This window comes from Mycolicibacterium canariasense, assembly GCF_002101555.1.
Classification (GTDB): Bacteria; Actinomycetota; Actinomycetes; order Mycobacteriales; family Mycobacteriaceae; genus Mycobacterium; species Mycobacterium canariasense.
The window spans coordinates 54,366-79,742 of record NZ_LQOL01000029.1; the positions used below are offsets into that span (position 1 = coordinate 54,366).

Genomic DNA, 25,377 nt, shown 5'->3' on the forward strand with positions numbered 1-25,377 from the left:
CAGCCGTGGATTCAGAGACCCGCCAGAGCCGCATCGTCGAGTTCGCCAGGACCAGGGGTCGGGTCGAGGTGCAACCGCTGGCCGAGGAGCTGGCCGTCGCGTCCGAGACCATCCGCCGCGATCTGAAGGTTCTGGCCGGGCGCCGGCTGCTCAAGCGGGTGCACGGCGGCGCCGTCCCGCTGGAGACGGCGGTCTTCGAATCCACCGTCGAATACCGCAGCCAGGTCGATCTGGCGCAGAAACACCGGATCGCCGGGGCGGCCGCGGACCTGCTGCACGGTGCCGAAACCGTGTATCTCGACGAGGGGTTCACGCCCCGGTTGATCGCCGAGAAGATCTCCGGGCGGGAGCTGACGGTGGTGACGTCCTCGCTGCTGGCCGCCGAGGCGCTCGCGCACAGCGACACCGTCACCGTGCTGCTCCTCGGCGGCCGGATGCGCGGGCGAACGCTTGCCACGGTGGATCATTGGGCGGTGGAGCGGCTGCGCACCCTGGTGATCGACGTGGCGTATCTGGGTACCAACGGGATCACCGTCGAGCACGGACTGACCACGCCGGACCCTGCGGTGGCGGCGGTCAAGCAGACCGCGGTGGCGGTGGCAGACCGGCGCATCCTGGTCGCCGCCCATTCGAAATTCGGCCAGACCAGTTTCTGCCGGTTCGCCGACGTGTCGGATTTCGCATCGATCGTCACCGGATCCGAGCTCGCGGCCACCGAGGCGCACCGCTACGAGGCGTTGGGGCCCAACGTCATCCGGGTCTGAACGACGCGTGTTTGTGCGGTTTCGTCCGCACCTCGCCGGCCCGGGCGTATCAGGACGCACGCACGCGGAGGATCACCGGTCGACGCCGTCCCAGAACCGGTGCGCCCGCGCCGCGATCTCGTCGGGGAACTCCCCGGTGATGGCGTGGGACGCCGACGCCCACAGTTCCACCTGACCGTGCCGCAACGTCATGCGGGCGGTGTCCGCAGCGCGGCGGCCGTCGTGGATGACGCTGCGCCCGGCGATCAGCGCCAGCACCGGCACGTCCAGCGCGGCCAACTGCGTGCGGCTGAACCTGGTGGGCGGCGGCTGGTGCAGCTCGAAATCGGCGGTCCCGGCGGCGATGAGCGTGGCCACCGGGTTGTCCTCGTCGACCGCGGCACCGCCGGTGAGCCAGCGCAGGATCCGGCGGCGCAGCCATTCCGGCGTCCCGGCCAGACCCATCGGTGCGAAGGCCACCATCGTGCGAAACGGTATGGGCGCGAACGTCAGCACCGGATCGAGCAGCGTCAGCGAGGCCACCCGGGCCGGCTGGTGCATGGCGTAGTTGGCCGCACTCCAGCCGCCGAACGACACCCCCAGCAGGTGCACGGAATCCAGCCCGAGACCGGCGAGCAGCTCACCGAACCACCACGCCTGGTCCCCCGGCCCGGTCAGCGGCAGGCGTTGCACGGACAGTCCCGGCTCGCCGAGCAGGTCCACGCAGTACACGGTCCGCCGCGCGAGCAGGCCCGGCAGATTGTCCGCCCACATGGGTGTGGACGCATTGCGGCCGGGCAGCAGCAGTACCGGACGTCCGCCCGGTCCGCCGAAACGGTAGGCCCGCACCGTACCGAACGTGGTTGGTACGTCGAACGTCTCACCGGCGCGCGGCAGCGCTGCCATCGCGGTGTCGTACGCGCGCAGGTAGTGGGCGCGGGCCGACTCGCTGCGCCAGCGGCCTACTGCACCCACCCCGGCCAGCTGCTACTCGACCGTCACCGACTTGGCCAGGTTGCGCGGCTTGTCCACGTCGTAGCCACGCGCCCGGGCCACCCCGGCGGCGAAAACCTGCATCGGGATCGTCGACAGCAACGGCTGGTAAAGCGTTGACACCGCCGGGATCTCGATCAGGTGATCGGCGTACGGGGCCACCATGTCGTCACCCTCTTCGGCGATGACGATGGTGACGGCGCCGCGGGCCTGGATCTCCCGGATGTTGCTGAGCAGCTTGGCGTGCAGGGTGGCCGAGTTCTTCGGCGACGGCATCACCACGATGACCGGCAGGTCGTCCTCGATCAGCGCGATCGGCCCGTGCTTGAGCTCACCGGCGGCGAACCCCTCGGCGTGCATGTAGGCCAGCTCCTTGAGCTTGAGCGCGCCCTCCAGCGCCACCGGGTAGCCGACGTGGCGGCCCAGGAACAGCACCGCGGAGGACTGCGCGAACCGGTGCGCCAGTTCGGTCACCGGCTCCATGCACGTGAGCACCCGGGCCACCCGGTCGGCCATCGCCTCCAGATCGTGGTACTCGCGGGCCACCTCGTCGGGGTACTTGGTGCCTCGCGCCTGCGCAAGGGCAAGTCCGACAAGGTAATTCGCCGCCACCTGGGCCAGGAAGGTCTTGGTGGAGGCCACCCCGATCTCCGGCCCGGCCCGGGTGTAGAGCACCGCGTCGGCTTCCCGCGGAATCTGGCTGCCGTTGGTGTTGCAGATGGCCAGCACCTTGGCCTTCTGCTCCTTGGCGTGCCGCACGGCCTCCAGCGTGTCGGCCGTCTCACCGGACTGCGAGATGGCGATCACCAGGGTGCTGCGGTCCAGCACCGGGTCGCGGTACCGGAACTCGCTGGCGAGTTCGACCTCGACCGGCAGCCGGGTCCAGTGCTCGATGGCGTACTTGGCCAGCAGGCCGGAGTGGTACGCGGTGCCACACGCGACGATGAAGACCTTGTCGACGTCGCGCAGCTCCTGGTCGGAGAGCCGCTGCTCGTCGAGCACGATGCGGCCGTCGACGAAGTGACCGAGCAGGGTGTCGGACACCGCGGCGGGCTGTTCGGCGATCTCCTTGAGCATGAAGTAGTCGTAGCCGCCCTTCTCCGCGGCGGACAGGTCCCAGTCGATGTGGAATTCCCTGGCGGGCGCGTCTTCGCCGGCGAAGTCGGTGACCTTGTACCCGTCGGCGGTGATGACGACGGCCTGGTCCTGGCCCAGTTCGACGGCGTCGCGGGTGTGCTCGATGAAGGCGGCGACATCGGAGCCGACGAACATCTCGCCGTCGCCCACCCCCACCACCAGCGGGGTGGACCGGCGCGCGGCGACGATGGTGCCCGGATCGTCGGCGCTGGCGAACACCAGGGTGAAATGCCCCTCCAGCCGCCGCAGCACCGCCAGTACGGAGGCCACGAAGTCACCCGCGGTCGCGCCGCTGCGGTGCGCCTGGGCCACCAGGTGCACCGCCACCTCGGAGTCGGTGTCACTGGCGAACTCGACACCGCCGGCCTCCAGTTCGGCGCGCAGCGCCGCGAAGTTCTCGATGATGCCGTTGTGCACCACGGCGAACTTGCCGCTGGCGTCGCGGTGCGGGTGCGCGTTGCGGTCGGTGGGCCGACCGTGGGTGGCCCAGCGGGTATGGCCCATGCCGGTGGTGCCGGACAACGCGGCCGGGTCGCTCGCCCGGGCTTCTGTGACCGCTTCTTCCAGGTTGGCCAACCGACCGGCGCGGCGCCGCACCACGAGCCCGCCGTCGCCGTCGAGCAGGGCGACCCCCGAGGAGTCGTACCCCCGGTACTCCATCCGGCGCAGCGCATCGACCACGATCTCGCAGGCGGGGCGCCGTCCGACGTAGCCGACGATTCCACACATGGTTACCCAGGGTAGTGCAGCGCCGGGCCTGCCCCGGGCGCGCGGCCGGTGCCGCGCGCTAGGGTCATCCCGTGGCCGGCACGAAGAAACTGTTCGCAGCGCTGACCAGGCGCGGCCCGCATCGCGTACTCCGCGGCGACCTGGCCTTCGCCGGCCTGCCCGGGGTGGTGTACACCCCGGAGGCCGGGCTGGGGCTGCCCGGCGTCGCGTTCGGACACGATTGGCTGACCGGCGCCGCTCGCTACGCGGGCACGCTGGAGCACCTCGCCTCCTGGGGCATCGTCGCCGCGGCGCCCGACACCGAGAAGTCGCTGGCCCCGTCCGTGCTCAACGCCGCCGTCGACCTGGGCACCACACTGGACATCATCGCCGGGGTTCGGCTGGGCTCGGGCAAGATCAGCGTCCATCCCGGCAAGCTGGGCGTCGCCGGTCATGGTTTCGGCGGTTCGGCGGCCGTCTTCGCCGCGGCCGGGATGCGGAACAGGCTGGCGGCAGCGGCAGCGGTATTCCCCGCGGTGTCCAGTCCACCGGCCGAACAGCCGGCCGCCGGTCTGACGCTGCCCGGGCTGATCCTGCGGGCACCGTCGGACGGCACCGGCATCCGGTCCAATGCCGACGCCCTGTCTGCTGCCTGGACCTCCGCCACCACCCGCACGGTCGCCAAGGCCGAACCCGGCGGGCTCGCCGAGGGCAGGCGACTGGGCAGGGCGGTGGGCCTGCCCGGCGCCGACAAGGGCACCCAGAAGGCGGTGCGGGCGCTGCTGACCGGCTATCTGTTGTTCGTGCTCGCCGGTGACAAGGCCTACCGGGATTTCGCCGACCCGGCGGTCACGCTGCCCAAGACCGTCGCACCCGACCCGGACGCCGTCCCACCGACCCTTGAGGACAAGGTCGCCGCCCTGCTCAAGGGCTGAAGTGCCGGAGCCCTGCTCAGGGGCTGGAGTGCTCGCCGTTGTGCCGTTTCATCCGCACCCGGCGGCGTGTCGCGGACGAAACCGCACAAACCGATGCGAAAGCGGTTGCCGGGCAACGGGATTACACGGCGCCGGCGGCGCGAGCCGATGTGCCGGACCGGAACCCCCGGCCGAACCGCGGCCGGCTCGGACGTGACGCACGCCTCACGATTGGGACACGCGGCGCCTCTTTCGGTAGGCTTTCCCCAGCGGCATCGTCTGTTCTGCCTTTTGCCGCTTCGCTTCGCCGGAATCGCGCAGGCGAAGGTCGAGTTCCTTCGATCGTCACACCGAGCGCCGCGGAAACCACCGCGCCGGGCAGGACGACCACACACGACCTCTGGAGTTCATCCGTGTCCACGTTCGCCGAGCTCGGCCTGCCCGAAGCCGTCGTCAACGCCCTTGCCGCCAACGGCATCACCACCCCGTTCCCGATTCAGGCTGCGACACTGCCGGATTCGCTGGCGGGCCGAGATGTGCTGGGCCGCGGCCGCACCGGATCGGGTAAGACCTACGCGTTCCTGCTGCCCATGGTGAGCCGGCTGGCCGCCAACCCGGCACCGCGGCGCCCCAAGGCTTTCCGCGCACTGATCCTGGCCCCGACCCGCGAGCTGGTCACCCAGATCGAGGCCTCGCTGGCCCCGCTGGCGCAGGCGACCGGCCTGCGGTCGGCCACCGTCTTCGGCGGCGTCAGCGCCAATCCGCAGATCGACAAGCTGCGCAATGGCCTCGACATCGTCATCGCCTGCCCCGGCCGGCTGGAGGACCACGTCAAGTCCGGCCACGCCGACCTGTCCGGTGTGCAGATCACCGTGCTCGACGAGGCCGACCACATGGCCGACCTGGGCTTCCTTCCACCGGTCAAGCGCCTGCTGGACCGCACGCCCAAGGACGGTCAGCGACTGCTGTTCTCGGCCACCCTCGACAACGGGATCGACGTGCTGGTGGACCGCTACCTGCACGACCCGGTGGTGCACAGCGTCGATTCCGAGCAGTCACCGGTGACGGCGATGTCGCACCATGTGCTGCATGTCGACGGCGCGGCCCGGTTCGACGTGCTGACCGACCTGGCCGCCGCGCCCGGCCGCACCATCGTGTTCGCCCGCACCAAGTACGGCGCCAAAGGCCTTGCCCGCAAGTTGAATTCGCGTGGCGTCCCGGCGGTCGAGTTGCACGGCAACCTGTCCCAGAACGCCAGGACCCGTAACCTGGCCGCCTTCTCCGAGGGTTCGGCCACCGTGCTCGTCGCCACCGATATCGCCGCCCGCGGCATCCACGTCGACGACGTGAGCCTGGTGGTGCACGCCGACCCGCCGGTGGAGCACAAGGCCTACCTGCACCGGTCGGGCCGCACCGCCCGCGCCGGCAACGACGGCACCGTCGTGACGCTGATGCTCGACGACCAGGTGTCCGACGTGCGGGGGCTGACCCGCAAAGCCGGCATCAAGCCGACCATCACCAAGTTCAGCGGCACCTCGCACCCGGTGCTGCAGGAGATCGCCCCCGGCGAGCGGACTTTCAGCGGTCCGCTCGTGCTGGCCGGTGCGGAGCCGGCCGCGACGCGGGCGCCGCAGCAACCCGGTCGCCAGCCGGGGCAGCGGTCGGGCCGGCGGGGAAACCGCTCCGGCGCCAATGCCGGTCGCAGCGGTCATGGTTCTTCGGGCGGCAACCGTGCCCGACGCGGCGCCGCCGGGCAGCACCGCTAGCCCTGGCGGGCCAGGCCGATCAATCCGACGGTCGCCGCGGCGATGGCGTCGCCGGTGGTCTTGTCCCGGGGAACCGACCACCGCGCCGCCGACACCACCATGCCCAGGATCAGCCGCGTGGTCAGCTCGGGATCGCCCGCCTCGAGATGGTTGCCGGCCATGCAGTCGCCGACCACGGCGATCCAGCGCCTCTCGATCTGCCGGCTCCAGGTTCGCCAGCGCCGGTGCATATCGGGCGGTAACCCGACGCCGCCGACGACGAGGTCGAGGTAGCCGCGCATCCGGACCGCGGCGTCGGCATGCACCGCGATCATCGCCGTCAACCGCGCGGCCGGGTCGTCGGCGCTCCCGATGGCGGCCTTGATGCGCTCGGACAGGTCGGCGGCACTTCGGTCGAACAGGATCTCGATGAGTTCGTCCTTGCTGGCCACCGTGCGGTACAACGTCGCCCGCGAGACGCCCAGGATCTCGGCGGTGCCGACGATCGTGACGGCCTCATGCCCGCCCGCGGTGTACAACTCGGCCACCGCGTCGGCGACTGCCTGCCGGTCGATGGCCAGCCGGGGCCTGCCCCGCGGACGGCGAGGACACCCGTCGACAGCCTCCCGCACTGCGCCGCCACCCCCGCTCTGGTTCCGCAACCGAGCCGAGCCTAGCCGTGCGCCGAGGCGGGCCGCTCAGTCGCCGGCTTGCGGCAGTTCGTCGGCCGCGATCTCGCACGGCGTGCGCGGTGGCTCCGGGACGTGTTCGGGTACCGGGGCGGTCAGCGGCGCCGGAGCGGCCGGGACCGGTTCGGGTACCGGTGTGGGAGTCGGCGGAACTGTTTGTGCGGCAGCGGGTTCGGCCCCGTCCACCGCGCCGGCGGCCGGCTCCCCTTCCTCTTCGGTCGGCTCCTGCTCACCGTCGCCGACGGCATCGCCGTCTGCGGCCTTTTCGTCGTCCTCCTCATCGGGCTCGTCGGGTTCGTCACCGGGACCGGCCCGGTCCTCGTCCGGCTCGCCGACATCCGGCTCGTCGAGGTCCAGCGGATCACCGGCCGGTGAGTCCGAAGCGGTGTTCAACAGCCCGTCGATGAGATCCGCGATCTGTTGCCCGATGCCCGTCAAACCGGTTCCGCCCGGCGACATTCCCGATCCGGCCAGTCCCGATCCCAGACCGCTCGCCGGCAGCGCGGCGGACAGCGGTTCGGCCGCGGGCGCCGGCACGGGGGCCGGGTCAGGGCTGGGTGCGGCTGCGACGGCGGCGGGGGTCGTCGCCGCAGCCGGCACACCGAACCCCGGTGGATCGGCCGAGATGCCCGCGGCCGCGGCATCGTATGCGTCGCGGACCGAGCGCCGAGTGGACTGCATGACATCGTCCCATTCGGAGCCGATCGCGACCGCCACGAACGGGTTGACCTTCCCGTCGACGATCTCGCTGGCGGTGTCCTGGGCGCCTGCGCCGGTGGCCACGGCCCGTGCGGCCGGCCACCACTGTTCCCGTTCGGCGCGGTCCTCGATGTCCTGGACGGCGGCCACCTTGCCGCTCACCAATTGCCACAGGGTGTCCCGCAAGTGGCCCAGGGTGTCGGCGACCCGGCGCAGCGTGGCCTCCGCCAGCGCCGAGGACTGCGCGTGTTGCCCGACGGCCGCGGCCGCCGCGTCGGCACCCGGGCCCTGCCACGCGCCGGCCAGCGCCGCCCGCGCGGCGTCCTGCAACCGGACCGCCTCGTCCACCGCGCCCAAGGCCGCCGTGACCGCCGCGCAGTCGGCATCCAGCGCACCCAGGTCCATCCCGTCCTCGGCGGTGTACGCGTCGTGCAGTTGTCCGGGTTCCGCGGTGGGATGGCCGAGCGCGCGACAGGCCGCGACGTAGTCGGTGAGCACCTCGACGGCCGGCACACCCCGGGCGAGCGCTCCGTCGACGTCCTGACCGGTCATCGCAGCCGGCCCGCCGCGCGGCTGTCGGCGTCGGCGTAGTTCTGCACCGACGTGCGCAGCAGGACGGCGATCTCCCGCGCCGCGCGCGACCAATCGGCCAGCGCGGCGCAGCTGCGTTCGACCGCGAGCCGGACCGCGTCACCGGAGTCCGCATAGGACCGCCCGGCGCGGGACCCGTCGAAGCTCAGCCGCGCCAGATGCGAGTGCAGCGCCGTGTCGAGCAGTTCGGCGGCGGTGTCATAGCGGTGTGCGGCGTCGAGCACCGCGCCGGTGTCGATACGCGTGTATCCCATGCTTGATTAGGACGCAGCGGGCACCGGATCGGTTCCCTGGCGGGGCCGGATTACTTCTGGCCGCTCACCGATTCGGCGACCCGGACGGCCAGCTGGCGGGCGGTGTCCTCGTCGGCGGCTTCCACCATCACCCGCACCACCTGTTCGGTTCCCGACGGACGCAACAGGATTCGCCCGGTGTCACCGAGTTCGGCCTCGGCCGCAGCCACCGCCGTCCGCACCGACGGCGCCTGGGCCACCGTGGCCTTGTCGGTCACCGCGACGTTGATCAGCACCTGCGGCAACGTCTGCATGGGGTGGGAGAGCTCGGCCAGGGTGGCCCGGGTCTGGGCCATCCGCGACATCAACCGCAGCCCGGTGACGATCCCGTCGCCGGTGGTGCCGAACGCGGGCAGCACGATGTGACCTGATTGCTCACCGCCCAGGGAGAACTCGCCGTTGCGCAGCTCTTCCAGGACGTAGCGGTCACCGACCGCGGTGGTACGCACCTCGATTCCGGCCGCGCGCATGGCCAGGTGCAATCCCAGATTGCTCATCACGGTGGTCACCAGGGTGTTCGACGCCAGTTCGCCGGCGTCCTGCATGGCCAGCGCGAGCATGACCATGATGGCGTCGCCGTCGACGATCTCACCGCGGGCGTCGACGGCCAGGCAGCGGTCGGCGTCGCCGTCATGGGCCAGGCCGAGATCGGCGTGGTGGGCGAGCACCGCGTGGCGCAGGGTGTCCATGTGGGTGGACCCGCAGCGGTCGTTGATGTTGAGGCCGTCGGGTTCGGCGTGCAGCGCGATCACCGTGGCACCCGCGGCCCGGTAGGCACGGGGCGCGGCCTGGAACGCGGCGCCGTTGGCGCAGTCGACGACGACGGTCAGGCCGTCCAGCGGGGTGCTGACGGCCTTCTGCACGTGCCGCAGGTAGCGCTCCAATGCGTCACCGGCGTCGACCACCCGTCCGATACCGGCGCCGAGCGGCCGGGCACCGGGGCCGGCGTTCACCAGTTCCTCGATGCGGTCCTCGGTGGCGTCGTCGAGCTTGTGCCCACCGGGGCCGAATATCTTGATGCCGTTGTCCGGCATGGCGTTGTGCGACGCCGAGATCATCACACCGAAGTCGGCGTCGTAGGCGTTGGTCAGATAGGCCACCGCGGGGGTGGGCAGCACACCGACCCGCAGGGCGTCGACACCCTCGGCGGTCAGGCCCGCGATGACCGCGGCTTCGAGCATCTCTCCGCTGGCCCGCGGGTCCCGGCCGACGACGGCGATCCGGCGGCGTGCGGGGTCGAGGTTGCCGAGCCGGGCTGTCGCCGACCCCAGCGCCAGCGCCAGTTCGGCGGTCAGCTCGCGATTGGCGACACCGCGCACTCCGTCGGTCCCGAACAGTCGGCGCATCTTCGTGTGGTCCTCCTCGCGTGCGGCTGCACTCTTCCATGAAATGCCGAAGGCGGGCGTGTCCATACTGCGACACGCCCGCCCTCGAGCAGAAACGATCAGCGCTTGCTGTACTGAGGCGCCTTACGGGCCTTCTTGAGACCGTACTTCTTGCGCTCGATGGCACGCGGGTCCCGGGTGAGGAAGCCGGCCTTCTTCAGCGCCGGACGGTCCTCGGGCTGGACCAGGATCAGCGCCCTGGCGATGGCCAGGCGCAGCGCGCCGGCCTGGCCGGACGGGCCGCCACCGTCGAGGTGGGCGTAGATGTCGAACTGGTCGACACGGTCCACGGTGACCAGCGGGGCCTTGATCAGCTGCTGGTGCACCTTGTTGGGGAAGTAGTTCTCCAACGTGCGGCCGTCCAGGTGGAACTGGCCGGTGCCGGGCACCAGGCGAACGCGGACCACGGCTTCCTTGCGGCGGCCGACGGTCTGGATCGGGCGGTCGATGTAGATAGGCTCGCGCGGAGCGGCCTCTTCGGCGACGACAGCCTCCTCGTAGATCTCGGTGGTCTCACCGGTCTCGGGGGCCTCTTCGAAAACCTCTTCGGTCACTTCGGACTCGGTTCCGGTCACTTCGGTCACTGCGCCACCTGCTTGATTTCGAACGGAACCGGCTGCTGCGCGGCGTGCGGATGCTCCGGGCCGGCGTACACCTTCAGCTTCTTCTGGATCTGACGGCTCAGCTTGTTGTGCGGCAGCATGCCGACGATCGCGTTCTCGACGACGCGGGTCGGGTGCTTCTCCAGCAGCTCGCCGATGGTGCGCTTACGCAGACCGCCCGGGTAACCCGAGTGGCGGTAGGCGAACTTGTTGTTGAGCTTGTCGCCGCTGACGGCGACCTTCTCGGCGTTGATGACGATGACGAAATCGCCACCGTCGACATTGGGCGTGAATGTCGGCTTGTGCTTGCCACGGAGCAGCTTGGCTGCTTCCACGGCGAGCCGGCCGAGCACCACGTCCTGGGCGTCGATGACGTACCACTGACGCGTGGTGTCACCCGCCTTCGGCGTGTATGTAGGCACAGTCCCTACCTTCTCTTCTCGGGTTGGTGTTGCCGGTCCGGTGTGCGCCCGTCGGAATCCCAGCGACCGACGTTGACCTGGGAACCACCTCCCCGACTGGGGGCGGCGCACACCAACGGAGCAGCTTACCGGGCACCGTCACCGCAGGTCAAAACGCCCAACGCGAGCGTGGGCGCGGAACGGCCCGGCTCAGGGCGCCAGGATCGGGCGCAGCGCGTGTAGCACCGCCGGGTCCTCGATGGTCGACGGCAGCGGCTCGTCCTTGCCGTGCGCGATACCGCGCATGGCCTTGCGCAGGATCTTGCCCGACCGGGTCTTGGGCAGTGCGGGCACGACGTCGACCGATTTGAAGCTGGCCACGGCGCCGATCTCGTTACGGACCAGGGCGATCAGCTCCTCGGCCAGGGCGTCGGCCGACGCCTGCGCCGCCGCGTTGGCCTTGAGCACCACCAGTCCGCGCGGCACCTGCCCCTTGATCTCGTCGGCCACCCCGATGACCGCGCATTCGGCCACCGACGGATGGGTAGCCAGCACCGCCTCGATCGCGCCCGTGGAGAACCGGTGCCCGGCCACGTTGATCACGTCGTCGATGCGGCCCATGACGAACAGGTATCCGTCCTCGTCGAGGTAGCCGCCGTCGCCGGTCAGGTAGTAGCCGGGGTATTCGGTCAAGTAGGAGGCCTCGTAGCGGACGTCGTCACCCCACAGGGTGGGCAGGGTCCCCGGCGGCAACGGCATGCGGATGCACACGGCGCCCTCCTCCCCCGGGCCGCACGGCACCCCGTCGGCGGTCAGGATCTGCACGTCGTAGCCGGGCATCGGCACGGTCGGCGACCCGGCTTTGAACGCCAACGTCTCGACCCCGACGGGGTTGGCGGCGATGGCCCAGCCGGTCTCGGTCTGCCACCAGTGGTCCACCACCGGGATGCCGAGCTTGCGCACCGCCCAGTGATACGTGTCGGGGTCCAGCCGTTCACCGGCCAGGAACAGGTGGGCCAGCGTGGACAGGTCGTAGCGCGCCAGGTAGGCGCCGTCCGGGTCCTCCTTGCGGATCGCGCGGATCGCCGTCGGAGCGGTGAACAGCACCTTCACCCGGTGCTCGTCGATCACCCGCCAGAACGCGCCGGGATCGGGGGTGCCGACCGGTTTGCCCTCGTAGAGCACGGTGGTGGCGCCCAGCAGCAACGGCCCGTAGACGATGTAGGAGTGCCCGACCACCCAGCCGACGTCGGAGGCCGCCCAGAACACCTCGCCGGGCGCCATGTCGTAGATGTGCCGCATGCTCCACAACAAGGCCACCGCGTGACCGCCGTTGTCGCGCACCACACCCTTCGGCTTACCGGTGGTGCCCGAGGTGTAGAGCACATACAGCGGATCGGTGGCGGCGACGGGGACCGCGTCCTGCGCCGTGGCGGTGCGCATCGCCTCGTGCCAGTCCACATCGCGGCCGGTCACCAGCTCGCACGGCGCCTGGTCGCGCTGCACGATGACGCAGTGTGCGGGCGGATGGGCCGACGCCTCCAGCGCGGCATCCAGCATCGGCTTGTAGGCGACGGTGCGTGACGGTTCGATGCCGCACGACGCGGAGACGACGACCGCGGGTCGGGCGTCGTCGATACGCGCGGCCAGTTCGTGGGCGGCGAACCCGCCGAACACCACCGAGTGCACCGCGCCGATCCGGGCGCAGGCCAGCATCGAGATGACCGCCTCCGGGATCATCGGCATGTAGATGACCACCCGGTCGCCCTTGCGCACGCCGAGACCGTGCAGCACGCCCGCGAAACGTGCCACCTCGTCCAGCAACTCGCGGTAGGTGTAGGTGCGTTTGGCCCCTGTGACCGGGGAGTCGTAGATCAGCGCCGCCTGCTCGGCGCGGCCATCCGCCACGTGCCGATCCAGGGCGTTGACGCAGGTGTTCAGCTCGCCGTCGGGGAACCAGCGGTAGAACGGCGGGTTGGTGTCGTCGAGCACGCGCTCGGGGGTGCGGCTCCACGTCACCGCATCGGCGGCCTGCGCCCAGAAGGCGGCCGGCCCCTTGATGCTGGCCTGGTAGAGCTCCCTGTAATCGCCCACGGTGGGCAACACCTCCATCGGTTGTCCGGATCTCAGCCGCGACGCCGGTCGGCGGGGTGGAGCGCAGCTCCGTCGCGGGTGTCGACGAGATTGGCTTCGGCGAGCTCGAGCATGCTGCGCCAGAAGCTGTCCCGTTCCATCGACAGTCGCACCACCACCGCATCGCGCCACTGCGCGACGAAGGGGGCAAAGGAGCGGTTCTCGTCGAGCAGGTCGGCGGTGGCCGCGACCAGAGCACGGCCTGCGGGCTCGTCGTGTCCCATCGCCCGCCATATCCGCGCCGCCGTGCGTAACCGGCGCCGGTGTTCGACCAGCGCGGACAACAACCATCGGATGGCCCGGCGTTGCTCGTCATCGATCCAGGCCGCATCGCCGCAGCCCTTGAGAAAAGCCTGCCGAGACTTCGCCGTATCGTTGAGCTCGTCGAGAACCCGCACCGCTTCGGCCTGGATCAGCCCGCCGGCGGGTGTCATGGAGCCACCGCCCGCAGCGGTATCCCGACGACGATGCGGGCCGCGTTGTGCCCCAACGCGCGAGCCACCTCGGCGGGTGCGCCGGGACCACTGAACAGCCCGTCCGTCGCCTCGGTCAGCTTCTGGTGCGCCACGCTGACCCGCCCGTGCACGTCGATCCCGACGCCGACTTCCAGCGTGGACAGCTGGGCGGCCAGCCGGGCGAGAGCGTGGGCGTCCTGGTCGTCGCCGCGGCACTCCACCACGGAGGGCACGCCCTCTTCCTCTATCCCCGCGAGCACCTCGCTCACGACAGCAGGTGTGCCGCAACTGATCACCATGATCGACGGCGGCTCCGGCTGACCACCCTTAAGCATCGGCACCGACCGCCACCGGCGCCGTCCGGGCCGCGTACGACGCGACAAGTCCGGAGGCCACCGCGTTGCGCGGGCCCTCGGTCCCACGAACATTGCCGGTGCCACAGACGATTCCGTATGGAGCGACGGCATCGGCGATCAGTTCCGGGATCTCGAAGTCCAGCGCGCACCCGCCGAGCAGCACCACGAAGCCGATCTGCCGCAGATCGCCACCGGGCGCGATACCGCGCAACGCGCGCAGGGCGTTCACCACGAACACCCGTTCCTTGGCGGTGCGGCGAACCCTGCGGATGCGGTCCAGCGAATGGCGGGTGGGGATGGGGCTCATCCCTCCGTCGCCGAGCGCCACCACTCGCGCGAAAGCTGTAGCGGGCAGGGGCTTTTCGAAGAACTGAACCGTGCCGTTCTCCAGCCGGATGTGAAAGAAGCTCTCCACCTTGCCCAGTGGGCAACGTTTGATCTCCTCGGCGAGTTCCAGGTTGTCCAGTCCCAACTCGGCGTCGATGAGTTTGGTGACGAGGTCGCCCGCGCCGGCCAGATGGGTGGCATCGGTCGCACCGTCGGTGCGGATCACCGCGGCGTCGGTGGACCCACCACCGAGGTCGAGTACCACCAGCGGCTTGTCGGTTCCCGGCGTGGTGAGCGCGCCCAGTACCGCCATCTCGGCTTCGACGCCACCGACCAGCACCTCGACCTTGGCCGCACCGAGTGCGCGCAACTGCTCGGCGACGGCATCGGCGACGGCCTGCATGCCACTCTCCTTGGTACGCACCATCGCCGCGAGCGCAACGGCATTCTCCAGCGCCACCTCGCCGGCCACCCCGCCCCGAACCTCCTGGGGCACAGCGGTATCGATGGCGAGCAGGTCCTGGATGTGCACGTCGGCCAGCGCATGTTTGGACAGATCGGCCATGCTCTGGCGGACATTGGCGATCATGCCCCCGGTGTTGGTGCCTGCCTCACCCTTGACGTCCTGGAGGGGACTGACCCGCTCCACCTCGGCCATGATGTCGGCGGCGCCGCGGGACACGTCGACGGTGGCGTTCTTCCTGGCGCCGATCAGTTCGAGGGAACCCGCCGGGATCGTGCGGTCGGCGACATCACCTGAGGGCGTGCGCACCACGACCGCCGACCGGTTTCCCGTCAACGCCCGCGCCACCGGCGACACGACGCGGGTTTGGTCGGGGTCCAGCCCGAATATGGTTGCCAAACCATAGGCATTGGACAGTGTCCGGATGGATTGACCCGGACCCGCGACCTCGACCGCGGCCACCATGCCCTTGGGCACCAGGTCCACCCGCGATACCTCGTCGATGATCGGGATCTTGATGTTCAGGCGGTTGGCCACCAAGACCGCGTCGTCGTTGCACAGGATGGCGCCGGTGACGTCGACACCGCGCTCGACGGCCGCGTTGATACCGCGGGCGACGACCTCGAAGTCCACACCGCGCGCCACCAACACGATGATCGAGGTTCCCGCCACAACATCGGAAAGGGAGTCGAAGTCGACGATGGTGCCGACGCCGAGTCCCTTTCCGCCCGGGGTGCGCGGATCGTGCCCGATCATCGTCGACTCGGTGATGATGGTCTCGGTGATGGTCTCCATCGCCAGACCACTGATCACCGGGGTCGCCTCGTTGAGGAGTATCAGATCGAGGTCTGTCACCTTCAGCCCGGCGCTTTCCAACGCCCAGACCACCGACTTCGCCACGCCGTCGACGTTCTTGACCGTGCCCTTGATACCCGTCGTGCGCGTCAACGCCGCACCGACGTACTCGAGCGACCCGTCGGCGTCGATGGTGGCGAGACTGGCCTCCGTGGTGGAGTTGCCGATGTCGACCCCGACGACCGTTCGAATTACCAAGTCAACTCGCTTCGATCAGATGGTTGCGGCCGAGAATTCCGGCATCACCTCGACGACCGGCGCACCCTTGCGGACCAGTTCGGTCTCCTTCAGATGCAGGAGCGCCGCCTTGGCCTGCCAGCGGGGGCGGGCCATCTGGTCGTTGAGGGTCGGCACCGGTTCCGGGGATTCGCCCTTGGCGTACTGGGCCGCGTTGGAGCCGATGCTGCGGTAGGTCTCCAACGTCAGCAGCGGGCACTGCGGGAACAGTTCCAGGCTCGACAACCGCGGCAGGTCGCGCTGATGGATCATCGCCGTGCCCCGGGCCAGAATGCCGATTCCGATGCCCGAGCCGGACAGCTTGGCCGCCGTGTGCGCCATGAAGGCCAGGTCCGCGCTGTCTTGAAGTCGGATGATGCGGGCACTGACCTCTTGTTCCTCGATGCCTGCGAGGATTTGCCTGATCACCTCGGCGTGGGGCAGATCGATGATCGTCTGGGTGAACAAGCTGCCGAAGGCCGGCGATATCGCGATCACCACCTCGTCGGATCGCTTGCCACGCTCGGCCGGACCGATCTCGCTGAACGAGAGCGTCCGCTGTCCGTCGTCCGTCTTGGTCGACACGGTCATTCCACCTCCACCTCGGGGTTAGATGCGCTGGTGACGTGGCGCAGCTTCTTCATCTCTTCCCAGCGTGCGCCCGACGGACGGTATCCGGTTCCCGGGCCGGCGTAGTCGTTCGAGTCGTTGACCGCCGACAGGGGTTGCAGATCCTTGGTCATGATCGCCGACGTCTGCAGCAGATCGCCCGAAACTCGCTGGCGCAGAACGGATAGCAGATTCTCCGCGACATCGGAGAATCCGGTGGCCTCCAGCGCCTTCACCAGGTCCAGGCCGGTGATGTTACGGTCCATCACCTGCTGAGCGCCCTTGAGGTCCTCGAGCACATCCCTGGGGATTAGTTCCTTGGATCCGTTCGCGTACACGGCCGCATCGATTTCGGCGTCGGTGATCGACGGCAGGTCCAGATGCCGGAACACCGCCTGCAGAGCCTTGGCCGCGCGTGTGCGCACCGCGAGGATGTCGGATTCCCTGACGTGGCGCAGACCACCGTCGATCTGTAGATCACGCTGGATGGTGTTGAAGTCGTCGTAGTCGTCGCTCTCCAGATTGGAACCCGCGAACATGTTGTCGTAGTTGGGCATCGTGGAGTAACCCGAGCACACGAAATCGGTACCCGGCATCATCTGCGGCATCAATCGCGCCGTCCGGCGCATGGCCGAATGCGAGAACGACTGGTCGTTGCCGGAGGCGCATTCCAGGTCCACCGCCGAGGCGATGAGGTTCTCCGCAGCCACCGCGCGGATGCCTGCGGGGACCGCACCCGGCACCCCGATACAGGAGATCGAGCCGTTCTGCAGGCCCTGCACACCGGCACCCTTGGCGACCAGGATGCACCGGATCTCCAGGTACAGCATGGACTTTCCTTGGGCGTTGCCCATCTGCACCTCGGAACCGGTGCCCGAGGTGAACCGCATCTTGATACCGCGCGACGCGTAGGCGCCGGCCAGAAACGCCTTCGACCACGGAGTGTCGTCACCGTCGACGAACACCGGCTCGGTGCCGTACACCGAGATGGTCTCCGCGTAGCCGGTGATACCCCGCATGCCGAGGTCGAGTTCGGTGGCCTCCTCCAGCGCACACTGCGTCAGCGGGCCGCCGGTGCCCACCTGGCTGCCGATCTGCTGTGCCATCGCGACCAGTGGCGCATACCGCACCACACCCAAAGTTGTTTCCACTTCCGAGAATCCGCGGATCGACGCTTCGGCGGCATCGCAGGCGACCTGCAGCGGGTTGTCCCTCGCGCTGGTGCAGTGCCCTTGGTTGGCCGGGGTCCGGCGGGCCCGCATCTTCTGCATGCCCATCATGATCTCGACGATGTTCAGGTTCTTGGCGACGGCGAGCAACTTGGCCGGCGTCAGGCCGTTGGTGACGGCGATGACCTCGGCGCGCGTCACTGCAGGGTCGACCAGCATGCGCGCGATCTCTTGCGCCGGGATCGCCATCGACTGTTCGGTGGTCGCGGCGTCGAGGGCCTTGTCGGCGATGAACTGGTCGATGAAGTCGAAGTCGGCGCGCTGCACGCCGTCCATCTCGACGATGACGCCGTTCTCGACCCGCACGCTCGGCTCGGGATCGAAGTCGCTGTCCATCGCGACCATGCCCACCTCGGGCCACTCCTCGACGAAACCGTCCAGGTTGACCGGTCGATCCTCCAGGATCTGGGTCCGCAGCGAATGCCGGACCCCGTTGCTCTGGGCGCCGGATGTGTGAAGTGCCTCTGCAGTCATGATCAGCTCCTATTCGCCGGTGGCCAGAATGCCGCGCCGCTCGTACACATCCGCCGCCTCGAGAACCAGTTCGGCGAGCAGCGTCGCGTCGTACTGCGTCCTCAGTTCGTCGGCAATGGCCTCGAGTTCGGCCTTGGTCGAGGCATTCGGCCGCAACGCGTTGTAGATCTCCAGCACCCGCGCGTCGGAGATGGCCGTCATCTCGGCCGCCCGACGCAGATTGGCGCCCAACTGCTTCCGTCCCGCCTTCTCCGAGACCTGTGCCTGCAGCCGCAGCGTGTCCGGGGTGATGCGCAGGTCGGTGGCCTGGACATCGCCGGACACCACGGCTTCCAGGGTGATCTCGTCGATCGACTTTCCGGTCGGCGTGAAAAGCAGATCCTTGCGGTGGATACTCAGCGGATAGTCCACCGCGGGATCGAGGATCGGTTGCGTCATGCACTGCTCCAAGGTCAGGGACGGCTACAGATGGCCACCCGACGTCGACTTTTGTGACACGGACTGCCCGCGACCCGCCCATTGTGGCTCATGTCACGTTGCACCGACGTTGCAGCGCGACGCACAGGCATTTGCCCAGTTCAGCACCATCGGCCGATCGGCCCGACCATTCGGTGAGGTGCCGCACTCCCCGGACGGGCGGCCTTTCGCACCACAGTGGCGGGACCGCCGCACCCGGCGCTAGCCTGACGGCACCATGAACGCCAGTCCGGCACCGGGAGGTTCCCACGACGGCGACGGGCATCTTGCCGAACTGGCAGAACTCGGCGAGTACTTCCGATTGCCGGTTCGCGACGGCACCGAATGGTCGCCACTGCCAGAGCTTTTCACCGAAGCGGCGCTGAACGATCACGTGCAGCGCACCCGCTCGGCGATCGCCGCGGGAGCAGGCTGTCCGACCGAACGGATCCCGGTCCGGATGGCGGCGTCGTCGTTCCAGTTGGGGGTGGCCGCCCGGTTGCTGTCTCCGGTGATCGGATCGGCGGTGTGCTTCGGCGTCATCCCGGTGCTCGACGAACGCTCGTTGTTCTGGCAGCCATCGGGCGGGCATTGCCCGCGGTTCGCCACTGCCGGGCCGGAATGGGCATCGCCCCCGGATGTGCGCGCCGCGGCACGCGTGATCGCGGCGACGGCGGTATCCGCGCTGACGGCTCTCGGCGCCAGGTTGGGTGCGCTGATGTCCTTGTCGCCGCGTATCACACTGGGCAACATCACCTCGGCCGCCAACGGTGCGGTCACGGTGCTGGCGCTGACGCGGCCGAACTGCGAGGCACCGGGCCGCGAGCTGATACGCGCACTGCTGGATACCGAATCCCTGGCCGGCACCGGCTGCCTGAGCTCCGGTCACTTCGTCCGGCGTAGTTGCTGTCTGTACTACCAGGCACCCCGATCCGGGCTCTGCGCGGACTGTGTGCTCGTGGCCCCGGCCACGTCACAGCGGGACGCCCGCGGCTGACTTCATCTCTTTGCAACCTCGCTGCAACGCACCCGCCGCTAACATTCGCCGCTCAGCGGCAGGATGGAGTCAACCATGGGCTGGTCTCAGGCGCGCTACGTACCGCTCCATGCGGGCGGGCGCCGTGCGGATAGCGACCAATCAGCCGAAAAAGCCGACATATCGGCGCCTTTCGATACGCCGGCGCCATTGCGTGCCGTCTTCGTGATGGACGACGAGTTGTTGCGGCACGGACTGATGCATGTGGTGGCCGAATTGGGTGCGGTCCGCCTCGTCGGCGATTTACAACGCGGCGCGGGGCTGGTGGACCGGCTGCGCGAGCTGGCACCCGAACTCTTGGTCGTCGGTGCCGAAGCCGGCCCCGATCTACCCGCGTTGCTGGCCGAACTGAGCCCGGCGCCTCGGGTGCTGGCCGTCATCGACGGGGCCGACCCGCGGGAGCTGGCCCTGCCGCTGATCCGTGCCGGCGCCGACGGCCTCGTCGATCGGCGTTCACCCGCCGATGAGTTGCGCGCCGCGTTCCGGCGGGTGATCGACGGTCGCAGTGCCCTGGACGCGCGCAGCGCCGAGACCCTGATCGTCGAGCTGCGGGCCCAGAACGAGCCGGGATATTCGCGTCTGCTCACCCGGCGTGAGAGCGAGGTACTGGGGCTGCTCACCAACGGACTGGACAATCGCGCGATCGCCGGAACCCTCTTCATCTCGGAGGCCACCGTCAAGTTCCATCTGCACAACGTCATGGACAAGCTCGGGGTGCACAGCCGAGCCGCGCTTGTGGCGACGGTGCTACGAGGACAGCATGTGTGAGGCCCTCGTCGCCGACCTGGCCGTCGACAGCGACGGTGGCGATATCGCGGTACGGGTTCCGGTCCGTCACCGCGAGGTGACGGTGGTGGGTTCCCAGGACCGCGCGCTGAGCGTGGTCGGCGCACTGGTGACGGCAGGCGCAGTGGTCACCGTGATAGCGCCACGTCCGGCGGCCTATCTGTCCGACCTCGCCGAGCGGGGCCTGATCACCTTGCGGCAGCGCGATTTCCATCCAGCCGATATCGCCACGGCCGAGCTGGTGTTCACCTACACCGGTATCCCCGACACCGATCGCAGCATCGCCGAGCTGGCCCGCCGGCAGGGTCTGCTGTGCGTCGGTTCGACCGAGCCGGCATCGCCGCGCGACAACCCGCCAACCGCGTCCCGTGGCCGGGTGATCATCGTCGGTGGCGGCCCCGGTGATCCCGGACTTCTCACCGTGGCCGGCCGCGCAGCGCTGGCCCGGGCCGACGTCGTGGTCACCGACCGACTGGCCCCGGTGAGTGCACTACACGAGATCGCGCCCGGGGCTCAGATCATCGACGCGTCGAAGATCCCCGGCGGCCGGCGGACCGAGCAGTACGAGATCAACGCGATGCTGATCGAACACGCCCTGGCCGGCCGTACCGTGGTGCGGCTCAAGGGCGGCGACGGATTCGTATTCGGCCGTGGCGGCGAGGAAGCCGATGAGTGCGTGCGCGCCGGTGTCACCGTCGAGGTGATACCGGGTGTGAGTTCGGCGATCGCGGCCCCGGCGGCGGCGCTGATCCCGGTCACCCACCGTGGCCTCACCCAGGGCTTCACCGTGGTATCCGGCCACGTTCCTCCCGACGATCCGGAATGCACCATCGACTACGCCGCGCTGGCCCGCACCAACACGACGATCGTCCTGATGATGGCGGTCGGCAACCTGGATGCGATCACCCGCACGTTGATGGATGCCGGCATGCCGGACAGCACACCGGCAGCGGTGATCGCCGACGGGACGCTGGCCGGTCAGCGCGAGTTGCGCGGAGATCTCGGCACCATCGCCACGGTGGCACATGCGGCCGGAATACGACCGCCCGCGACCACCGTCATCGGCGCGGTGGCCGGCTTCGTCGCCGGCCAGATGGCCGGACCCGTTGTCGCCCAGATGAGCGGATGACGTCACCGGCCGAATCGCTGTGGCTGATGCGGCACGGCGAGTCGACCTGGAATGCCGCAGGCCGGATGCAACGTCAGATCGCGCATCCACCGCTGACCGCACGCGGCCTCGATCAGGCGTTGACGGCCGCTCAACGGCTGCGGGACAGCGGAATCGAGCAGATTGTCAGTTCGGATGCGGTGCGGGCGATCCAGACCGCGCGGGCGGTGTCCTCGGTGCTCTCGGTGCCGGTGTCGATCGATGTCCGGCTTCGGGAACGGGGGGAAGCCGGCCCAGGCCTGCTGGAGGATCCCCGTTCTCGGGTGATCGCGGCGCTGCGCACCATCGTCGGGAGCGGCGCTCGGACGCTCGTGGTGACGCACGGCGACATCATCTTCGGGATGCGCGACATACTGGATATTCGGGGTGGGGACACGACCAGCTGGCGGACCGGGTCCGATATACCCAATGGGGTTGTGGTGAGGGCCAATCTGCACCTGCTGCGCGGCAGGCCCGACCCGGTCCCCGGTGGCGGTCACACCGCCGGGAGCAGCCCGGCCACCCCGGCGGCCAAGGCCGCACCGATCAGCGGCGCCAGCACCGGCACCCACGCGTAATCCCAGCCGGCGTCGGCCTTGCCCTTGATCGGCATCAGCGCGTAAGCCAACCGCGGCCCCAGGTCACGGGCGGGGTTGATGGCGTAGCCGGTGGGCCCGCCGAGACCGAAGCCGATGGTGATGACCACGAACGAGACCGCCGCGTAGCCCAGGCTCGTGTTTATCTGCGGGTTGGTCAGTATCCAGAACACCAGCACGAACGTGGCGATCACCTCGGTGACGATGTTCCACGGGATGCGCCGGACGGCCGGGGAGGTGCAGAAGATGCCGCGGGTCCCCGAGTTGTCTTCCATGTTGTCGAATTGCAGTTTGAAAGCGGCCCAGCACAACCAGGCTCCGACGAACCCGCCCAGCAGCTGTCCTGCCCAGTACACCGGGACCGACGACCAGGGCACCCCGCCGGACATGGCGACAGCAAGGGTGACTGCGGGGTTGATGTGCGCCCCGGACGGACTGGCAATACTGGCGCCGGCGAACACCGCCAAGCCCCAACCGATCACGATGACGACCCAGTCGCCGCCACCGCCGTGCGAGAACGAGTTCTTCAGTACCACCGCGGCCACCGCGCCGTTCCCGAGCAGGCACAGCACCGCGGTACCCAGGAACTCCCAGACGAAGATGTCGATATTCGACACGGACACACCCTTCCTCGGCCGCCAAAGGTTCTGCCGCACAGTCTTTGTGCCCGGTGCCGCGAAAGGATGATATCCGTCGGGTACTGCCCGCTTACTGGTCGAAGGGTGAGTTTTTGGTCAGGTTCTGGCCACCGAGCACCGGTCGGGGCGCAAACACCTGACCGCGGTGATGCCGGCCATTATGATCGACGGCGGGCCTCTGCACCCGGCGAACGTGAAAGTCTCTGCAGGAAAACCGATTCGAAAGGTCTCGCCATGACATCCATCAGCCTGCCCGACGCCACCCGAGTGGTCGACGCAGCGATCGAGAAGGCCCGCGAGATCGGGCAGCCGATGAACATCGCCGTCGTCGACGACGGCGGTCATCTGGTCGCGTTCGTCAGGATGGATGGCGCCATCAAGGCCAGCATCGACATCTCGATCCGCAAGGCGCGCACGTCGATTCTGATGAACGCGCCCACCGGCGCGCTCACCGCGATCGTCCAGCCCGGGGCCGAACTCTATGGTCTGGAACAGACCTGCGGCGGCTTGGTCATCTTCGGCGGTGGTATCCCGCTGACGGTCGATGACGTGGTGGTCGGCGCGATCGGCGTGAGCGCCGGAAGTGTCGACCAGGATGTCAGCGTGGCCGAGGCCGGGCTCGCCGCCCTGTAGAACCGGTCGGCCCCGGCGTTCTGCGCCGGGGCCGCTCGCGGCTCAGGACACGTCCACCCAGTCCAGGGTCCGCGCAACCGCCTTCTGCCAGCCCGCATAACCTTGCGCCCGCTGGTCTTCCGACCAGGACGGCGACCAGCGCTTGTCCTCCTGCCAGTTGGCCCGCAGGTCGTACGGATCGCTCCAGAAACCGACGGCCAGCCCGGCGGCATAGGCGGCACCGAGTGCGGTCGTCTCGGCCACAACGGGTTTCACCACATCGACACCCAGCACATCGGCCTGGATCTGCATGCACAACTCGTTGGCGGTGATCCCGCCGTCCACCTTGAGCACCTCCAGGTGCACGCCGGAGTCGGCCTCCATCGCGTCGACCACATCGCGGCTCTGGTAGCAGATCGCCTCCAGCGTCGCGCGCGCCACGTGTGCGTTGGTGTTGAACCGCGACAACCCGACGATCGCGCCGCGGGCGTCCGAACGCCAGTACGGCGCGAACAAACCGGAGAACGCCGGCACGAAGTACACGCCACCGTTGTCGGCGACCTGCCGGGCCAACGCCTCGCTCTGCGCGGCGCCGCTGATGATGCCCAGCTGGTCACGCAGCCACTGCACCGCAGAACCCGTCACGGCGATGGAACCCTCGAGGGCATACACCGGTTTGGCGTCCCCGAACTGATAGCACACGGTGGTCAGCAGTCCGTTGTCCGAGCGCACGATCTTCTCACCGGTGTTGAGCAGCAGGAAATTGCCTGTGCCGTAGGTGTTCTTGGCCTCGCCCGCCGACAAGCACACCTGGCCGACCATCGCGGCTTGCTGATCACCGAGGATGCCGGTCACCGGCACGTCGCCGCCCATCGGGCCGGTGGCCAGGGTGGTCCCGTACGGTTCCGGGGACGAGGACGGCCGGATCTGCGGCAGCATCTGCCTTGGGATGCCGAAGAAGGACAACAGTTCGTCGTCCCAGTCCAGGGTTTCCAGGTTCATCAGCATGGTGCGGCTGGCGTTGGTGACGTCGGTGACGTGCACGCCGCCACGGGGACCGCCGGTCAGATTCCACACCACCCAGCTGTCGCTGGTGCCGAAGATGGCATCGCCCTTCTCGGCCGCCTCCCGCACCCCGTCGACGTTTTCCAGGATCCACTGGATCTTGCCGCCGGAGAAGTAGGTGGCCGGTGGTAGACCCGCCTTGCGGCGGATGACATCGCCACGGCCGTCGCGATCCAGCGCCGAGGCGATCCGGTCGGTGCGGGTGTCCTGCCACACGATGGCGTTGTAGTACGGCCTGCCGGTGTGCTTGTTCCACACCAGCGACGTTTCGCGCTGATTGGTGATGCCCAGCGCCGCAATGTCATTCGGCTGCAGATTGGTGTTGTTGAGCACCGAGGTCAGCACCGACGCCGTACGTTCCCAGATCTCCACCGGATTGTGTTCGACCCAGCCGGCCTGGGGCAGGATCTGTTCGTGTTCGAGCTGATGTCGCCCCACCTCGGCACCGGCATGATCGAAGATCATGGCGCGAGTGCTCGTGGTGCCCTGGTCTATGGCTGCGACGAATTCGGGCAACGCTGCTCCTAACCATTGAGATGTTGAGCCCGAGTCTGATCGGGTCCCAACGCATCGCATGTCGTGCTCTCCAGCCCGCTGACGATGCGGGCCCGCGACAAGAATCGCACGCCTTCCCCGGCTTCGAGGCTAAACCCGGCTCCCCGGCCCGCAACGACGTCGATGACCATCTGAGTGTGCTCCCAGACGGGGTACTGCGGGCCCGATACCCACACCGGGACCCCGAACGGCTGGCGTTCGGAGACCACGTCGAGCATGCCGAGCAGCACGTCGCTGTCGCCGATCGGGAACTCGCCCACCAGGTGACACGTCGGCGACGAGCGGTCACCGCCATCGGACTGGTGAAACATCAACGGGCCGTGGCGTTTCTGCAGGTGGACGATCAGCTCTCCGGCCGGCCGGGTGATCAGGACCCGTGGTGTCATGGCTTTTTAGAAGAAGCCTGCGGCGTTCTCGCTGTAGCTGACCAGGAGGTTCTTGGTTTGTTGGTAGTGATCGAGCATCATGT

Annotated in this window: 26 protein-coding genes; 8 read left to right on the top strand and 18 right to left on the bottom strand. The window is 68.9% G+C overall.

What is annotated here, in order from left to right:
* The first annotated feature begins 5 nt into the window (after positions 1–5).
* Positions 6–764 (top strand): DeoR/GlpR family DNA-binding transcription regulator, encoded by a 759-nt coding sequence (locus AWB94_RS04715; RefSeq protein ID WP_084395531.1) that lies wholly within the window; start codon positions 6–8, stop codon positions 762–764.
* 72 nt (positions 765–836) lie between these two features.
* Here AWB94_RS04715 and AWB94_RS04720 read toward each other — a convergent pair whose 3' ends face one another.
* Together AWB94_RS04720 and glmS are read right to left on the bottom strand one after the other, a co-directional pair.
* A complete protein-coding gene (locus AWB94_RS04720) occupies positions 837–1,718 on the bottom strand; it encodes an alpha/beta fold hydrolase (protein ID WP_062659922.1) in 882 nt (293 codons plus the stop codon).
* A gap of 12 nt (positions 1,719–1,730) precedes the next feature.
* A complete protein-coding gene (gene glmS, locus AWB94_RS04725; protein WP_062659923.1) occupies positions 1,731–3,602 on the bottom strand; it encodes a glutamine--fructose-6-phosphate transaminase (isomerizing) in 1,872 nt (623 codons plus the stop codon).
* 71 nt (positions 3,603–3,673) lie between these two features.
* Here glmS and AWB94_RS04730 point away from each other — a divergent pair, with 71 nt between their 5' ends.
* Positions 3,674–4,516, top strand: a complete 843-nt coding sequence (locus AWB94_RS04730; protein ID WP_062659924.1) for a dienelactone hydrolase family protein — start codon at positions 3,674–3,676, stop codon at positions 4,514–4,516.
* 392 nt (positions 4,517–4,908) lie between these two features.
* Entirely contained in the window at positions 4,909–6,261 is a 1,353-nt protein-coding gene (locus tag AWB94_RS04735; protein ID WP_062659925.1) for a DEAD/DEAH box helicase, read from the top strand.
* Here the strand turns inward: AWB94_RS04735 and AWB94_RS04740 are convergent.
* From AWB94_RS04740 to AWB94_RS04800, 13 genes are all read right to left on the bottom strand, one after another.
* Positions 6,258–6,872: a TetR/AcrR family transcriptional regulator gene (locus AWB94_RS04740; protein WP_062659926.1), complete on the bottom strand. Its 615-nt coding sequence runs from the start codon at positions 6,870–6,872 to the stop codon at positions 6,258–6,260. The two genes, AWB94_RS04735 and AWB94_RS04740, sit on opposite strands and share 4 nt — an antisense overlap.
* Before the next feature lie 66 nt (positions 6,873–6,938).
* The gene (locus AWB94_RS04745) at positions 6,939–8,180 is read right to left on the bottom strand and encodes a hypothetical protein (RefSeq protein ID WP_062659927.1); all 1,242 of its coding nucleotides are present in this window, start codon (positions 8,178–8,180) and stop codon (positions 6,939–6,941) included.
* Positions 8,177–8,473 carry a type VII secretion target gene (locus AWB94_RS04750; protein WP_062659928.1) on the bottom strand — a complete coding sequence of 99 codons (297 nt, stop codon included), beginning with the start codon at positions 8,471–8,473 and terminating at the stop codon, positions 8,177–8,179. The genes AWB94_RS04745 and AWB94_RS04750 overlap by 4 nt, the downstream gene beginning before the upstream one ends.
* A 50-nt stretch (positions 8,474–8,523) precedes the next feature.
* On the bottom strand, positions 8,524–9,858 hold the full coding sequence (gene glmM, locus AWB94_RS04755; RefSeq protein ID WP_062659977.1) for a phosphoglucosamine mutase: 1,335 nt from the start codon (positions 9,856–9,858) through the stop codon (positions 8,524–8,526).
* 98 nt (positions 9,859–9,956) lie between these two features.
* Entirely contained in the window at positions 9,957–10,400 is a 444-nt protein-coding gene (rpsI, locus tag AWB94_RS04760; RefSeq protein WP_109762656.1) for a 30S ribosomal protein S9, read from the bottom strand.
* Positions 10,401–10,477: 77 nt separating this feature from the next.
* Positions 10,478–10,921 carry a 50S ribosomal protein L13 gene (rplM, locus tag AWB94_RS04765; protein ID WP_024455524.1) on the bottom strand — a complete coding sequence of 148 codons (444 nt, stop codon included), beginning with the start codon at positions 10,919–10,921 and terminating at the stop codon, positions 10,478–10,480.
* A gap of 189 nt (positions 10,922–11,110) precedes the next feature.
* Complete coding sequence (locus AWB94_RS04770) at positions 11,111–13,012, bottom strand: propionyl-CoA synthetase (RefSeq protein ID WP_062659929.1); 1,902 nt, start codon at positions 13,010–13,012, stop codon at positions 11,111–11,113.
* Between the two features lie 14 nt (positions 13,013–13,026).
* Positions 13,027–13,467: a hypothetical protein gene (locus AWB94_RS04775; RefSeq protein ID WP_062659930.1), complete on the bottom strand. Its 441-nt coding sequence runs from the start codon at positions 13,465–13,467 to the stop codon at positions 13,027–13,029.
* Complete coding sequence (locus AWB94_RS04780; RefSeq protein ID WP_234811625.1) at positions 13,464–13,823, bottom strand: glycerol dehydratase reactivase beta/small subunit family protein; 360 nt, start codon at positions 13,821–13,823, stop codon at positions 13,464–13,466. Before AWB94_RS04780 ends, AWB94_RS04775 begins: the two co-directional genes overlap by 4 nt.
* Positions 13,816–15,687, bottom strand: a complete 1,872-nt coding sequence (locus tag AWB94_RS04785) for a diol dehydratase reactivase subunit alpha (protein ID WP_234811623.1) — start codon at positions 15,685–15,687, stop codon at positions 13,816–13,818. The genes AWB94_RS04780 and AWB94_RS04785 overlap by 8 nt, the downstream gene beginning before the upstream one ends.
* Positions 15,688–15,702: 15 nt before the next feature.
* Positions 15,703–16,296 carry a propanediol/glycerol family dehydratase medium subunit gene (locus AWB94_RS04790; protein ID WP_062659932.1) on the bottom strand — a complete coding sequence of 198 codons (594 nt, stop codon included), beginning with the start codon at positions 16,294–16,296 and terminating at the stop codon, positions 15,703–15,705.
* Positions 16,293–18,017, bottom strand: a complete 1,725-nt coding sequence (locus AWB94_RS04795; RefSeq protein WP_062659933.1) for a propanediol/glycerol family dehydratase large subunit — start codon at positions 18,015–18,017, stop codon at positions 16,293–16,295. The genes AWB94_RS04790 and AWB94_RS04795 overlap by 4 nt, the downstream gene beginning before the upstream one ends.
* Positions 18,018–18,026: 9 nt before the next feature.
* The gene (locus AWB94_RS04800) at positions 18,027–18,455 is read right to left on the bottom strand and encodes a diol dehydratase small subunit (RefSeq protein WP_062659934.1); all 429 of its coding nucleotides are present in this window, start codon (positions 18,453–18,455) and stop codon (positions 18,027–18,029) included.
* Positions 18,456–18,711: 256 nt separating this feature from the next.
* Here AWB94_RS04800 and AWB94_RS04805 point away from each other — a divergent pair, with 256 nt between their 5' ends.
* The 4 genes from AWB94_RS04805 (at position 18,712) to AWB94_RS04820 (ending at position 22,020) form a co-directional block, all read left to right on the top strand.
* A complete protein-coding gene (locus AWB94_RS04805; protein ID WP_062659935.1) occupies positions 18,712–19,470 on the top strand; it encodes a (2Fe-2S)-binding protein in 759 nt (252 codons plus the stop codon).
* 207 nt (positions 19,471–19,677) lie between these two features.
* Positions 19,678–20,277: a response regulator transcription factor gene (locus tag AWB94_RS35485; protein WP_062659936.1), complete on the top strand. Its 600-nt coding sequence runs from the start codon at positions 19,678–19,680 to the stop codon at positions 20,275–20,277.
* The gene (gene cobA, locus AWB94_RS04815; RefSeq protein WP_084395524.1) at positions 20,270–21,424 is read left to right on the top strand and encodes a uroporphyrinogen-III C-methyltransferase; all 1,155 of its coding nucleotides are present in this window, start codon (positions 20,270–20,272) and stop codon (positions 21,422–21,424) included. Before AWB94_RS35485 ends, cobA begins: the two co-directional genes overlap by 8 nt.
* Positions 21,421–22,020 carry a phosphoglycerate mutase family protein gene (locus AWB94_RS04820; RefSeq protein ID WP_062659937.1) on the top strand — a complete coding sequence of 200 codons (600 nt, stop codon included), beginning with the start codon at positions 21,421–21,423 and terminating at the stop codon, positions 22,018–22,020. The genes cobA and AWB94_RS04820 overlap by 4 nt, the downstream gene beginning before the upstream one ends.
* Here AWB94_RS04820 and AWB94_RS04825 read toward each other — a convergent pair.
* Complete coding sequence (locus AWB94_RS04825; RefSeq protein WP_062659981.1) at positions 21,939–22,655, bottom strand: MIP/aquaporin family protein; 717 nt, start codon at positions 22,653–22,655, stop codon at positions 21,939–21,941. The genes AWB94_RS04820 and AWB94_RS04825 overlap by 82 nt on opposite strands.
* Positions 22,656–22,910: 255 nt before the next feature.
* Here AWB94_RS04825 and AWB94_RS04830 point away from each other — a divergent pair, with 255 nt between their 5' ends.
* Positions 22,911–23,309: a GlcG/HbpS family heme-binding protein gene (locus tag AWB94_RS04830; protein ID WP_062659938.1), complete on the top strand. Its 399-nt coding sequence runs from the start codon at positions 22,911–22,913 to the stop codon at positions 23,307–23,309.
* Positions 23,310–23,351: 42 nt separating this feature from the next.
* On the opposite strand, the gene glpK is transcribed toward AWB94_RS04830, so the two are convergent.
* Positions 23,352–24,869, bottom strand: coding sequence for a glycerol kinase GlpK (gene glpK, locus AWB94_RS04835; protein WP_062659939.1), 1,518 nt, complete (start codon positions 24,867–24,869; stop codon positions 23,352–23,354).
* 8 nt (positions 24,870–24,877) lie between these two features.
* Positions 24,878–25,294, bottom strand: coding sequence for a DUF779 domain-containing protein (locus tag AWB94_RS04840; protein ID WP_062659940.1), 417 nt, complete (start codon positions 25,292–25,294; stop codon positions 24,878–24,880).
* Positions 25,295–25,377 lie beyond the last annotated feature (83 nt).

Coding starts and splice junctions, on each gene's coding strand:
- glmS (WP_062659923.1), bottom strand. CDS start 3,602: ATGTGTGGAATCGTCGGCTACGTCGGACGGCGCCCCGCCTGCGAGATC.
- AWB94_RS04745 (WP_062659927.1), bottom strand. CDS start 8,180: ATGACCGGTCAGGACGTCGACGGAGCGCTCGCCCGGGGTGTGCCGGCC.
- AWB94_RS04750 (WP_062659928.1), bottom strand. CDS start 8,473: ATGGGATACACGCGTATCGACACCGGCGCGGTGCTCGACGCCGCACAC.
- glmM (WP_062659977.1), bottom strand. CDS start 9,858: ATGCGCCGACTGTTCGGGACCGACGGAGTGCGCGGTGTCGCCAATCGC.
- AWB94_RS04770 (WP_062659929.1), bottom strand. CDS start 13,012: ATGGAGGTGTTGCCCACCGTGGGCGATTACAGGGAGCTCTACCAGGCC.
- AWB94_RS04775 (WP_062659930.1), bottom strand. CDS start 13,467: ATGACACCCGCCGGCGGGCTGATCCAGGCCGAAGCGGTGCGGGTTCTC.
- AWB94_RS04780 (WP_234811625.1), bottom strand. CDS start 13,823: ATGCTTAAGGGTGGTCAGCCGGAGCCGCCGTCGATCATGGTGATCAGT.
- AWB94_RS04790 (WP_062659932.1), bottom strand. CDS start 16,296: ATGACCGTGTCGACCAAGACGGACGACGGACAGCGGACGCTCTCGTTC.
- AWB94_RS04795 (WP_062659933.1), bottom strand. CDS start 18,017: ATGACTGCAGAGGCACTTCACACATCCGGCGCCCAGAGCAACGGGGTC.
- AWB94_RS04800 (WP_062659934.1), bottom strand. CDS start 18,455: ATGACGCAACCGATCCTCGATCCCGCGGTGGACTATCCGCTGAGTATC.
- AWB94_RS04805 (WP_062659935.1), top strand. CDS start 18,712: ATGAACGCCAGTCCGGCACCGGGAGGTTCCCACGACGGCGACGGGCAT.
- AWB94_RS35485 (WP_062659936.1), top strand. CDS start 19,678: ATGGACGACGAGTTGTTGCGGCACGGACTGATGCATGTGGTGGCCGAA.
- cobA (WP_084395524.1), top strand. CDS start 20,270: ATGTGTGAGGCCCTCGTCGCCGACCTGGCCGTCGACAGCGACGGTGGC.
- AWB94_RS04820 (WP_062659937.1), top strand. CDS start 21,421: ATGACGTCACCGGCCGAATCGCTGTGGCTGATGCGGCACGGCGAGTCG.
- AWB94_RS04830 (WP_062659938.1), top strand. CDS start 22,911: ATGACATCCATCAGCCTGCCCGACGCCACCCGAGTGGTCGACGCAGCG.
- AWB94_RS04840 (WP_062659940.1), bottom strand. CDS start 25,294: ATGACACCACGGGTCCTGATCACCCGGCCGGCCGGAGAGCTGATCGTC.